The sequence below is a fragment of the Bacillus sp. 165 genome (genome assembly GCF_017742235.1).
GTDB lineage: Bacteria > Bacillota > Bacilli > Bacillales > Bacillaceae_G > JAGHKQ01.
In genome coordinates, this window is record NZ_JAGHKQ010000001.1 from 685,250 (window position 1) to 697,751 (window position 12,502).

Here is a 12,502-nt window from a genome sequence, read left to right on the forward strand (position 1 = left end):
ACCCGCTTTTAAACATAAAAAAGGCATACCGCCGCTTTGACGATATGCCCAAAAGCATAAAAAGCGCCTGTTACAAGTACACGTAACAGGCGCGGATATCCATATGAATTCCGAACATACAAAGAAGAAGAGAATACTACATAAATTCTCTCTTATCGGTTACGTATATGAGTATGCAGTTATATCCTAGTACTGTTCTTGCTACAATCATCACGTAACCCTCCTTTTCCTATTTTTTACATGTTTAATTGTATTATTAAACCGACTTTTCTGTCAATTGATTTTTACATAATTTTCAAAAATTAATTGATAACATACCTTTATGTAACTTTCTTTTTATAAGCTTCTTTTCCCTTATGTTTTTTTAGTAAAGAATACAAAGGAAAAAAAGAAATCATGTAGTATTAATAAGCTGATTACCTGTATGGCCAGCTTATTTTAGAAATGAGGTATAAATATGATAAAGATGTTATGGTATCAAAGGTACCACATTCACACTCAAAAAACTGCTAAATATTTTGCCCTGATTGGCAATAGTGTATTTTATGCTTTTCTCACTTTATTCGGGTTGGGAGGATATTGGTATGCAAAATTGCTTCCTTCAGTAGCTCCTCAAACACCATTTTCTTTAATTATAGCTGTCATATTAGCTTTTTTTCTAACACGCAGCCGCATTCGTACCTTCTTGCAAGAAGGGGATCTCGTATTTCTACTTCCTTTAGAAGAGAAAATGAAGACCTACTTTCTGCATTCATTTATTTACAGTTATACAATTTCAATAATTCCGCTTCTTGTTGCCGGATTAGCGTTGGTTCCGTTTTATATGCATAATCCAAAAGCTAATATAGCATTGTTTCTGATTGGACTTTTATTTCTTTGTTTACTAAAAGCATGGAATATGTATTTATATTGGATTATTCAAAAAAACAGAGAACCCTCTTCTCTATACTTAGATTACACAACACGTTATATATTTAATACAGCTTTTGTTTTCCTTTACTTACAATCTTCTTTACTTTTAGTAGTTATTGTTTTATTAGGAGCTGGATTAACCCTATTTTATCAAAAGATAAACAGCAAATTCATTCATTGGGAAAGGCTGATTGCTCGAGAACAGCAAATGAATATATCCTTCTATCGTTTTATTAATCTGTTTATGGATGTTCCTCACATTAACAAAAAAGTGAAAGCGCGCAAACTAATCAGCTTGCCGATTAGTATCCTAGTAAAATCACCTTTCCTTTACGCATACACTCTTGTGTTCGTCCGAGGAAATGATTACTTAACACTCTACATACGACTTATATTAATTGGATGCATCGCCCTATATTATATTCCAGGAGATTATGGAAAGCTAGGGGTACTAATTCTTTTTCTGTTTATGACTGCATTTCAAACTATTCCACTATGGAAGCATTTTTATGGAAAAATAATCATGGATCTATATCCCCTTTCCTTACAAAAACGGAAACAATCCTTTTTATTACTGTTATTCTTGTTAATTCTTATTGAAAATACTGTATTTACTATCATTTTAGCTATTTGGGCCAAAAACATTTTCATTGTAGGTTTTTTCATTGGAATGATATATATAGTACTCTACATCTATTTGATAGTACCAAAGAAACTGCGTATATAGCTATTATCGTCTAAAAGTTTTCCTTAAACTGCGAAAGAGGATTATGCAGATTATCACTCACTCTAAATACCGCCCGCTGCTTCAGCGGGCGGTTCTATTATACCAAAGAACAGCCAATGTACCCTCTCCTGCATGGACACTGACCACAGATGTGATAGGAGCAACATCAATAGTTAAGTATGGAAAAATAGTGAGTAGTTGGTTCTTCCACTCCTCGGCATCCTCTCTTCTGTTTCCATGTAAAACCGCAACCTTCTCTACTCCATTTGCTGCAATCGAATGTTGGCATTCTTCTAAGATACGTTTTGCTGCTTTTTTCCCTGATCGAACCTTATCGTATACGTGAATTGTTCCTCCTTGTATTTGCAAAATAGGTTTAATATTCAAGAGTGTACCAAGCAAGAATTGGCTGCTGCTCATTCTGCCGCCCTTGTGCAATTGTGACAAACTTCCTACTAAAATATAATTTTCCAAAGTTGGAATTGTGGCTTTCAAATATGAAACAATGTCTTCGACAGTGTTTCCTTGTTTGTGTAACAAAATTCCCGTTTCTAATAAATACGTAATACCGTAAGATACAGACAACGAATCGATCAAAACATAATCAATCCCTGCTAAATCCGCAGCCTGTTTACTTGCTGAAGCAGTTCCGCTCAACTGCTCAGAAACATGAATCATGATTACCTTTTCATACTGATCCCTTAATCTCTCATACAATTCTACAAATCGCCCTATGGAAGGTTGCGATGTTGTTGGTAACACGTCGTACTCCCTGATTTTCTCATATAATGTTTCTTCATTTATAGTCATGCCATCTTCATACACACGTTCCCCAAAAATAATAGACAAGGGTATCATAAAAACATCAGGATTATTCTTTAATTCTTCCGTAATATAAGCAGTACTGTCAGTAACCCAAGCAATTTTCTTTTTCATACTACCTCCCCTAATTTTATACTAGGTACTAGTAATTACTAATATAGATTACTACATAATTATGCTCTTACAGTAGAAAAGTTTCATACTATTCTCTATTATGTATACGCTTTCTTAAACTAAACCTCCTGCAGTAGAAGGCTTTCTTCTTCTGGCGTTCTTGATTACTTCCATCCAAAAAATAGAAGCCTGTATATAAACAGGCTTCTTACTTAAAACAGCGTTCACCATTCACATAATAGCTGTTTTCCCTATAAGTTACAAACGCAACTTCCACTTCTGGAATGCCAAGAGACATTACATGCTTGGTTATTGCTTTTGCAAATTGATCACGCGTCTCTTGGCCTCTCTCAAACCAACCGACCTCAATAAACGGATAGGAATCAACTATTTTCCCGTCTATAATAGACGTTGTATGCTGGCATTCCAACATAAAGTTGTCTGTGCCGCATTCGCAAATATCGGCTAGTTCTCTAACAAGCTCTTCACTGATTTCACACACTTGTTTCGGATTAATTCCGCGAATTAACAACTGAGGCATATAAATCTCTCCCCTTCCTAACTACTATAGTTTTATTTTACCACAAAAAAAGATACGGTTATGCCGTACCTTTTTCTCTACAAATCTTATTGAATTGTTTTTCTCACAAACCCATCTCCGTTTTGGAGTTTTTGCAAAGCCATATTATAGTCACAACCAACTAAAATCATCACGATCGCCGCTTTTACATTACGATTTGCAGTTTCATAAAACCTAGCTGCTGTTTCATAGTCAACCTCTGCCGCTTGCATGATGATGCGTTTAGAGCGTTCAACTAGTTTCAAATTAGTAGATTGTACATCTACCATTAAATTTTTATATACTTTACCTATGCCAATCATGGACGTCGTTGAAATCATATTTAACACAAGCTTTTGCGCAGTTCCTGCCTTTAAACGGGTAGAGCCTGTTAAAATTTCCGCTCCACTTTCCACTTCTATACTTATTTCAGCGTATTTGCTGATTTCAGCATTTTTGTTGCAGGAAATGCTCCCGGTATTTGCACCTACTTGTTTTGCGTACTTCAGAGCACCAATCACATATGGAGTTCTGCCGCTTGCTGCAATCCCAATGACGGTATCGTTGTTTGTAAGAGAAATCGCTTTTAAGTCTTCAACAGCTAAGGATTCACTGTCTTCTGCTCCCTCAACTGCAACCGTAAACGCTTCCACTCCGCCTGCTATTAATCCTTGAACCATTTCTTTATCCGTACCAAAAGTCGGTGGACATTCTACTGCATCTAAAATTCCTAGTCTTCCACTTGTACCTGCCCCCATATAAATCAAACGGCCGCCCTTTTTAAAGGAAGCAACTACTTTTTGCACGATAGCTTCAATATGTTTAATTTCTTTTGAAACAGATATAGGAACAGTTTGATCTTCCTCATTCATTGCTTTTAAAATTTCTATTGTAGTCATTTCGTCTAAATTCATTGTGCGTTCATTTCGACGTTCAGTAGACAAATGTTCGAGCATGCTGTCACCTACTTAAATTATTTGAAATTTTATTTCACAATTTTATTTTACCAATAAGAAATAAAAAGTCAATAAAAATAGGTTTAATAATGAAATTTAATTTCATTATTATCGTCTCAGCTTAACCACTTCTTCCCTTGTTTCATGAAACTGCTTAATCATACTTCCCCCAACTTTATTGAAAATAATGAGATAAAGAGCATCTATAATGTTTAATTGTGCAATTTTAGATGCAATACTGCCAACACGGTAATCCTGTTCTATATCCGGTGTGCAGAGACAAATATCTGCTTCTTTATACAGCGGCGATTTATCTAGCTTTGTAATTGCTAAAACAGTCACTTCTTTTTTCTTAGCAAATCTAACTAGTTCTAGTATATCTTTCGTTTGACCTGATGTTGAAATAGCTACCATTACATCTCCTTTATGAAGATTTGCTACCATTGGGAGCATCATATGAAAATCTAAAGATAACATAGATGGATAACCTAGCTTTGTAAATTTATATGCTGCGTCCACTGCTGAAGCTGCTGACCCGCCTACTCCATAAAACAAAATTTTTTCTGCTCCCAAGAGAGCCTCTGTAGCTTTTTCGAGTTCCTTTTTATCCAATGTAGAGACCGTTGCTTCAATAGCAGCTTTATTAACATATGTAACTTTATTGAATAAATCATAAGGCGAATCTTTTTTGTCAATAACAGAAAAGTCATTGATATTCATATCTGCTACGGTCAAATCACGCACAAGTGCTAACTTAAACGATTTAAAGCTGCCTATGCCGATGGTTTTACAAAAACGGACAACACTCGCCTCACTAGCACCGGAGCTTTTAGAAATATCCTTAGTCGTCATATTTGGAACTATCTCTGCATTTTCCATTATATATACAGCTACTTTTTTCTCCGCATGCGTAAATTGCTCCATATTATTTTTAATCTTTGATAAAATTGATAAATGCTTCAACCTTTCTGGCCCCCCTGGCTTAGTACTGAAAAAATCATACCACTAAATGAAGAACACTGACAAAAAAAATTGTTCTGTCTCTATATACTATTTATTTGCCAAATGCCTTTTTTAGCATAGGTGGAGTAACAATGGTCGTTAAAATAACGACTATTACTATCGCCGTAAAATATTCTTGAGCCAACAGGCCAGCTTCTAAACCGATAGCCGCAATAATTAAAGCTACCTCTCCTCGCGATACCATTCCTGCTCCGATAGCAAAAGAAGAAGACAAATCAAATCCGGACAATCGAGCCCCAAAGCCTGATCCTATCAGCTTTGTAAGGATTGCTACGATGGTTACAATAAGAATAAACCAAATTTGTTTTCCAATCCCTTCAAATGAAATAGTCATTCCGATACTAACAAAAAAAATAGGAACAAAAATAGCATAAGCAATTGGCTCAAGCTTTTTCTCTACCTCGTGCTTATAGCTTGTTTGTGATACTGCAATCCCTGCTGCAAATGCACCAATAATTCCAGCAATTCCCATCATTTCACTATAGTAAGCAATTGAAAAACAAACAATTAAGGCAGCACTTATAATAGATTCGGTCACCCGTAAAGGAGACAACCAGCGCATAATAAGCGGGACAACTTTCCAGCCTATGAAAACGATAGTGACAAAGAAAATAAGCTTTTTCACGATAATTACAGTTAAATTGACATCTTGAGAACCAAGGAAGCTCATAGCAAATGCAAGCAAAATCACGACAATCACATCATCGAATACAGCAGCTCCTAGTATAGTTGTACTCTCTCGCGAGTTCATCTTTCCTAAATCACGAATTGTTTGAACAGAGATACTAACCGATGTCGCGCAGAGTAGCAAACCTAAAAAAATCGCCTCATCCTGCTTCATTCCTAGTAATAATGCAATACCATATCCTCCGACAAACGGGAGAATAATTCCTCCAATTGCAACCGCAAACGAAGCATTGCGATTTTTATTTAACTCCTCTAAATCCGTTTCTAAACCGGCTATAAACATTAATAATAAAACTCCGATTTCACTTAATTCATCTATCAATTCTGATGTTTCAATAAGCTCAAATACTGCAGGGCCAATTAAAATACCGACTAACAGCTTCCCTAGCACCGCCGGCTGGCCAAGACGGACACTGATATCACCAGCCAACTTTGTACTTAATAAAATAATAACAAGCTCTAAATAAAATAGCATGTTATCCTCTCCTTATACCTAAATAAACATACGATACATTTCCTATTAGTATCTGTTTCCTCTTTTAATCCATTCTTCACAATATTTCCCTTTATTATTAGGAACAAAAATAGGAAAAAATCTTCTTACAACTGTAAACAATAGGAGTTGAAGAATATTGGAATCGCTGTTACCCAACATTAACATAGATAAATCCGATATTTTTAATGCCCTAATCTTAATCCTTATCCTATATATAATTTTTTATATTTTGCAGCACACTCTTCGCATCTTTTTTAAAAGAGCTACGTTTATTGAACCAAAAAGAGCAGAAACCATTCAAAGTGTATTTCGTAATACAATAAAGTATTTATTATTTACGATTATCCTTTTACTAATCCTTCGTCCATTTGTTAATGTGGGGCAGCTTCTGCTCGCCGGCGGAATTATCGGTACAATTGTCGGCTTCGGAGCTCAGTCTATTATTAAAGATTTTTTATATGGCTTTTTTTTCTTATTTGAAGGGCAGTTTCGTAAGGGAGATTTTGTCCATATCAATGACGATCAGCAGGGAGGAACCATCGAGGAATTAGGGTTTCGCGCTGTGAGTATCCGCCTTTTAAATGGAAAACTAATGACTGTTCCTAATGGTGAAGTACGCAAAGTAGTAAACGGAAATGTACTGCAAAGACGTATTTTTGAAAGTGTAATTGTAGACTTTAAAGAAGATCCGGAAATAGTAAAGGAAGTGCTAGAGAAAATCTGCGACCACTTTAATATTCTGCTACACGATGTTTTGCTGAAAGATGGGTTTGGAGAACCAATCGAAGCTTTTTCCTATTGGGGATTATCCTCTTTAGATTCGTCCCCTTACGGATACAAATTCTCCATTGCAGCCACTATAAAAGATACGGATTATGTTCCCGCCGTGCAGCAAGTAAAAATGGCGCTTGCTACTACATTACGAGAGCACAACATTACACTAGCAGAAGTAAAACGGATGATACCATAGAAAAAGCACTAGTCGGTCGACTAGTGCCTTTATTTTAAGAAGCTCCCTTTAGTGAATCATTGTTTTGTTCTTTCCCTTTGTTTTTTGTCCCTAAAAGCACTACTACAAGAACAATTAATGCTTCAAAACCATATTTTATGGCAGGATTGTCAAAGTATCCTTTTAAAAACGGTTCACTCACAATCATTTTAGATGCAGTCCAAGCAAGAACGCCCGCTCCAACAGTAATAATCCAAGAAAAGCGATCTACCAGCTTTAAAATCATCTGGCTTCCCCAAACCATAATTGGCACCGAGATAATCAAACCTAATACCACTAATAAAAAGCTTCCATGTGCAGCTCCTGCCACAGCCAACACATTATCTAAACCCATTAGTGCGTCTGCAATAATAATCGTACGGATGGCTCCCCAAAATGTAGAACCTGCTTTCATATCGTGCCCTTTTTCTTCTACTAACAGCTTATATGCAATCCAGATTAACAACACTCCTCCTGCGACAAGCAGACCTGGAACTTTCAATAGCCACACAACAGCCAGTGTTGCTAACGCACGAATAATAACTGCTCCGACAGTACCCCAAATAATAACTTTCTTTTGTTGATCTTGAGGTAATTTTCTTGCTGCAAGACCAATCACAATCGCGTTATCTCCAGCCAATACGAGATCAATCATAATAATGGACAGAAGTGCTGTCAAAAATTCTAATGAAAATAGCTCCATAGTACACTCTCCCTTTTATTTATCTATTTTTGTTACTAGCCTTCTAGCTCGGTTAAAAATAAGAAACAAACTGATGCCTCCAATGGCTAACGAAAGTGGCAGCATATATTGCTTCGCTAATGTTCCTGCTTGCTCCCAATGTTCTCCTAGCTGCATTCCTAAATATACGTATAACGCTGTAATCGGAAGCATAGCAGCAAACGTATACAGCGAGAACATCCAGATATTCATTTTTGCAATCCCGCATGGGAATGAAATAATAGTCCGTATCCCCGGTATGAAGCGGCCCAAAAAAGCAATAGCGGTACCATACTTTGCAAAAAAAGCATCCGCTTTATTTAATTGTTCTTCCTTAATGAAAAAATATTTACCGTATTTATTTAACAAAGGTCGGCCTCCAAAATAACCTAATGCATACAAAGTTAACGGGCCCGTCGTTCCGCCAAGAGTTCCTGCTAAGACTGCTAAAAAGAAATTCATATCACCTTGATATACCCAATATCCCACGAGAGGCAGTACAAGCTCCGCAGGAACAAACTCAAACGTTAACGCAAACACAACTCCAAAATAAGAAAACTGCTTTAAATACTCAATCAAAGATAGCAGTAATTGTTCCATCACTAAATCACCACATTTTCCATTTACATAACCTATTTTCTTTGGAGCCCCTATCATATAGTTACTGCCAAGTACTAAAAGAGTAAAACGAGCCACCTAAAACCCGTTACAACGTCTGGAGAGATATCAAAAGGAACCAATCCTAAGATGACTAAAATAGACAAAGGTCCATTAAATGAGTATTTCCTCCTTTCTACGCAAAAAGGACCTTTTACCGATTCGGTAAAAGGTCCTAAATAAATACAGACCTCTACCGTAACAGGTAAAGGTCTTGCTAACAACGTCATAGTTGCCAACAAAGCCGAGGGAACAATCCCTGTAATGACGACTTTGCTGTAAAAGCTACTCCCCTTTATGGGTGAACATATTCAGTTTATAGATGTAATGATAAGGTGTTTTAACATATAAGTCAATAGCCTATTTCTTTACCTCAGTTATTTCATCTACAAGCTTTTCTGCTACTCTTCTATATAAATTACTAATGTGGACAAGGGACGCAATCAATAATACCTTCTCTAATAACTCCGAAGTACCCTCCTCCATATTTATTAGTGCTTCACTTGCTTCTGCTGAGTGCTGCTGTATATCCTCTTTAAAATTCTCAACATTTACGGCAGAAAGACTGAGATAACTGCGATAAAAAGCATCTAAGTCCATTTTACCTTCTAAAATTTTTTCATTTATTCCACTTAAAACAATTTTTATATCATTTATGGATAACGCACCTTTTAAATGATAAATGAAACTGATTAAAATGAGGTGCTCCCTAGAATATTTCTTATTCTTGATAGGGATGAAGAGCTTTCCTTTCGCATAGTTGTTTATCATTGTTTTTGTTAAAACTTTCTCATTTTCTGTTCTCCTTGATTCACTGAATTTACTTTCAAATAATTGGATAACTTGATCCATATATAAATCTATATTGGGAATATCCTCTAAAATAAGGCTATTTTCTAATCCAAGCTCTGTAATAATTTCATTTATATTTCCCACTACACAACCCCTGCTTTACTATTTTTTATACAATTATTATAACTAAATTTTCACACAAGGTAAACATTGACTACATAATGTGTTATCTATATAATGAAAAGTAGTATTTAAAACTACATACTTATTTCAAGGGGGCATAGGAACATGAACTATTATATTCGTGAACCGATTAATGGACTGACACACTTGGCCGGAGCTATTTTATCCTTTATAGGACTTCTCGCCATGGTGATTAAAGCTGCCATCACTACACCAACCTTCCTGACAATAGCAGCTGTTATAATCTTTGGAATTAGTATGATTCTCCTATATGCTGCATCAGCTACATATCACATGGTCATAGCTAAAGACAAGGTTCTCGCATTTCTGAGGCGATTGGACCATTCTATGATTTTCGTGTTAATAGCAGGGTCATATACGCCGTTTTGTTTGATTAGCTTACATGGCATAATAGGGTGGCTTTTATTTTCCATTGTCACGTTCATAGCGATATGCGGAATTACATTTAAAATGGTTTGGTTTAATTGTCCACGTTGGTTATCTACAGCATTGTATATCGGAATGGGATGGATTATTATTTTGGCCGTTTCCCCCCTTTCTGCTGCTTTAAACACTATCGCTCTATCCCTTTTAATACTTGGAGGCATTTTATATACAATCGGCGGTGTGATATACGGAATGAAGCCCCAGTTTCTAGAATTTAAATATATGGGATTTCATGAAATTTTTCATATCTTTATCCTGCTTGGAAGCTTAGCTCATTTTCTCTGTGTATTCCTCTTTGTTCTGTAAAGAAAGCGCCCCGTCATACAGCGGGGCGCTTTCTTTACTTGTGTTTTTGCGAATATAGAACTTCATCATTGGATTTCTTGAGGGTAAAAAAACCATCAGCGCCAATAACTGTATGTGCTAAGTCATGCGGACCATTAGCACGCTGTTTCTTGATTGTATGTGGATTTTGATTTCTTCCCATACTATATCACCTCCGCTATATGTAGTATTAGTAAAAAAATAAAAAGTTTATTGAATAAACTTTCCCTAATGTGAACAAGCATATTATTACTGCGTATACTTCATCCATCCACTTTCTGATCGCTCCGCTTTATACTTGCCATATGACAAGAGCTTCATTGCTGAACGGACTGCTGTATGAAATACCAAACGAAGTTTATTCGCCTCATCCATTTCTTCAGAATAGGATGTTGATTCATATACATAATAAGCTGCCATAATACAAGGGACAGTTTCTTCTGGTACGAACTTGTAAGCCATTACTTCATCCAAGACTAAATCAATGACATGCCGGTCCCCCTGCTCAACTTCTTTTTGAAGCAGTTGACGGACTGTCTCTGGCACTAGTCTCAAAATTTCATTCTTCATGACAATCACCTCGTTGCTATTATGTATCATTTTAACCTAATACACCTTACTTAATTCTTTTTAAGCCTACATGCTTGCTCCCAACATTCAAATAAGAGGAGAATATATACACAAACATACCGTCTGATTGTATTTTTATGATGCTCAGCTATTCTATCCGCGAACTTTACAATATATCGGCGGCTCCCCTCGCTTTTTCAGTAAACATGAAAAGGACGCATCTCTTAGATGCGTCCTTTTCATGTTTTATCCTTCTAACAATAAAGATTCTGGATCTTCCAGTAATTCTTTTACTTTTACTAAGAAACCGACAGCTTCTTTTCCATCTACAATTCTATGATCATAAGATAGAGCAATATACATCATAGGACGATTTTCAATTCGCTCTTCGTCAATAGCAATCGGTCTTGTTTGAATTTTATGCATTCCAAGAATTCCTACCTGCGGGCTGTTTAAAATTGGTGTGGAAAGTAATGAACCAAATACTCCTCCATTTGTAATCGTAAACGTGCCGCCTTGTAGTTCTTTTAATGTAAGAGCATTTTCACGTGCTTTTTGACCAAGTGTATTAATATCACGTTCAATGTCAGCAAAGCTCTTTTGGTTTGCATCGCGTACAACAGGTACTACTAACCCTTCTGGAGCCGCTACAGCAATACCAATATCATAAAACTTCTTCAAAATAAGCTCGTCCCCTTGAATTTCAGCGTTTAATAGAGGATATTGCTTTAATGCCGCCACAACAGCTTTTGTAAAGAATGACATGAATCCAAGACGCACACCATGTTTCTCGAAAAACATATCCTTGCGTTTTTTTCTTAAATTCATAACAGCTGACATGTCCACTTCGTTAAACGTAGTTAACATAGCCGCTGTTTGTTGTGCTTCTACCAGACGTTTTGCAATAGTTTGACGACGGCGGGACATTTTTACACGTTCCATCGGTTTATCCGTATTCATTGTTGCTTGTGCAGGTGCTGGCTTTGGACTAGCCTTTTCTACTTTCGGTTCTTCTTTTACTTCCTGTGTTCCAACGTGCGCTCTAATATCATGCGGACGAATTCTGCCAAGTAACGGGTCGCTGCTTTGTACTTGACGTAAGTCAATTCCAAGCTCTCTTGCCATTTTACGCGCTGCGGGCGAAGCGATAGGGCGTTCCATTGGACGTTCAACCTCTGCTTGCGGCACAGGATTGTTTTCTACTTCTTTAGGAGCTTCTTCTACTGGACGTTCTGGCTCAGTTACCGGCTGCGTTTGCACTGCTATTCCGTCTTCCAAAATTGCAATTACTTCGCCTACTTCTACTGTATCTCCTGGTTCCTTTAACACTTTCGTCAACATACCTGTATATTCTGCAATTACTTCCAAGTTAACTTTATCTGTTTCAAGCTCCACTACGCTAGACCCTTTTTCAACCTTTTCTCCAACCTTAATTAGCCATTGTGAAATGGTTCCTTCTGAAATGGATTCTGCAAGCTCTGGTACTTTAATTTCAATCATGCTTTATATCCTCCCTTGTCCCTT

14 protein-coding genes are annotated in these 12,502 nt (G+C 36.7%); 3 read left to right on the forward strand and 11 right to left on the reverse strand.

Annotated elements, in window-relative coordinates; translation table 11 throughout:
• Positions 1 to 457: 457 nt before the first annotated feature.
• Entirely contained in the window at positions 458 to 1,639 is a 1,182-nt protein-coding gene (locus J7Q84_RS03490) for an ABC transporter permease (protein ID WP_209092984.1), read from the forward strand.
• 81 nt (positions 1,640 to 1,720) lie between these two features.
• On the opposite strand, the gene J7Q84_RS03495 is transcribed toward J7Q84_RS03490, so the two are convergent.
• The 5 genes from J7Q84_RS03495 to J7Q84_RS03515 form a co-directional block, all read right to left on the reverse strand.
• Positions 1,721 to 2,575, reverse strand: a complete 855-nt coding sequence (locus tag J7Q84_RS03495; protein WP_209092985.1) for a DegV family protein — start codon at positions 2,573 to 2,575, stop codon at positions 1,721 to 1,723.
• A gap of 208 nt (positions 2,576 to 2,783) precedes the next feature.
• Positions 2,784 to 3,116 carry a DUF1904 family protein gene (locus J7Q84_RS03500; RefSeq protein ID WP_209092986.1) on the reverse strand — a complete coding sequence of 111 codons (333 nt, stop codon included), beginning with the start codon at positions 3,114 to 3,116 and terminating at the stop codon, positions 2,784 to 2,786.
• A gap of 86 nt (positions 3,117 to 3,202) precedes the next feature.
• A complete protein-coding gene (gene murQ, locus J7Q84_RS03505) occupies positions 3,203 to 4,090 on the reverse strand; it encodes an N-acetylmuramic acid 6-phosphate etherase (protein ID WP_209092987.1) in 888 nt (295 codons plus the stop codon).
• 108 nt (positions 4,091 to 4,198) lie between these two features.
• Complete coding sequence (locus J7Q84_RS03510) at positions 4,199 to 5,053, reverse strand: MurR/RpiR family transcriptional regulator (RefSeq protein WP_209092988.1); 855 nt, start codon at positions 5,051 to 5,053, stop codon at positions 4,199 to 4,201.
• Between the two features lie 91 nt (positions 5,054 to 5,144).
• Positions 5,145 to 6,275 (reverse strand): cation:proton antiporter, encoded by a 1,131-nt coding sequence (locus J7Q84_RS03515; RefSeq protein ID WP_209092989.1) that lies wholly within the window; start codon positions 6,273 to 6,275, stop codon positions 5,145 to 5,147.
• A 157-nt stretch (positions 6,276 to 6,432) separates the two neighbouring features.
• Between J7Q84_RS03515 and J7Q84_RS03520 the strand changes: the two genes are divergently transcribed.
• Complete coding sequence (locus J7Q84_RS03520; RefSeq protein WP_209092990.1) at positions 6,433 to 7,266, forward strand: mechanosensitive ion channel family protein; 834 nt, start codon at positions 6,433 to 6,435, stop codon at positions 7,264 to 7,266.
• A 34-nt stretch (positions 7,267 to 7,300) separates the two neighbouring features.
• Here J7Q84_RS03520 and J7Q84_RS03525 read toward each other — a convergent pair whose 3' ends face one another.
• The 3 genes from J7Q84_RS03525 to J7Q84_RS03535 all read right to left on the reverse strand — a co-directional run bounded on the left by J7Q84_RS03525 (position 7,301) and on the right by J7Q84_RS03535 (position 9,598).
• The gene (locus tag J7Q84_RS03525) at positions 7,301 to 7,987 is read right to left on the reverse strand and encodes a TerC family protein (RefSeq protein WP_209092991.1); all 687 of its coding nucleotides are present in this window, start codon (positions 7,985 to 7,987) and stop codon (positions 7,301 to 7,303) included.
• Between the two features lie 15 nt (positions 7,988 to 8,002).
• Positions 8,003 to 8,605: a DedA family protein gene (locus J7Q84_RS03530; protein ID WP_209093120.1), complete on the reverse strand. Its 603-nt coding sequence runs from the start codon at positions 8,603 to 8,605 to the stop codon at positions 8,003 to 8,005.
• A gap of 417 nt (positions 8,606 to 9,022) precedes the next feature.
• Positions 9,023 to 9,598, reverse strand: coding sequence for a DUF1836 domain-containing protein (locus tag J7Q84_RS03535; RefSeq protein WP_209092992.1), 576 nt, complete (start codon positions 9,596 to 9,598; stop codon positions 9,023 to 9,025).
• Between the two features lie 144 nt (positions 9,599 to 9,742).
• Here J7Q84_RS03535 and trhA point away from each other — a divergent pair, with 144 nt between their 5' ends.
• The gene (gene trhA / locus J7Q84_RS03540) at positions 9,743 to 10,390 is read left to right on the forward strand and encodes a PAQR family membrane homeostasis protein TrhA (protein ID WP_209092993.1); all 648 of its coding nucleotides are present in this window, start codon (positions 9,743 to 9,745) and stop codon (positions 10,388 to 10,390) included.
• A 34-nt stretch (positions 10,391 to 10,424) separates the two neighbouring features.
• On the opposite strand, the gene J7Q84_RS03545 is transcribed toward trhA, so the two are convergent.
• From J7Q84_RS03545 to odhB, 3 genes are all read right to left on the reverse strand, one after another.
• The gene (locus J7Q84_RS03545; protein ID WP_209092994.1) at positions 10,425 to 10,571 is read right to left on the reverse strand and encodes a hypothetical protein; all 147 of its coding nucleotides are present in this window, start codon (positions 10,569 to 10,571) and stop codon (positions 10,425 to 10,427) included.
• Between the two features lie 86 nt (positions 10,572 to 10,657).
• The gene (locus J7Q84_RS03550; protein ID WP_209092995.1) at positions 10,658 to 10,978 is read right to left on the reverse strand and encodes a hypothetical protein; all 321 of its coding nucleotides are present in this window, start codon (positions 10,976 to 10,978) and stop codon (positions 10,658 to 10,660) included.
• 246 nt (positions 10,979 to 11,224) lie between these two features.
• Positions 11,225 to 12,478: a 2-oxoglutarate dehydrogenase complex dihydrolipoyllysine-residue succinyltransferase gene (gene odhB, locus J7Q84_RS03555; protein ID WP_209092996.1), complete on the reverse strand. Its 1,254-nt coding sequence runs from the start codon at positions 12,476 to 12,478 to the stop codon at positions 11,225 to 11,227.
• Positions 12,479 to 12,502 lie beyond the last annotated feature (24 nt).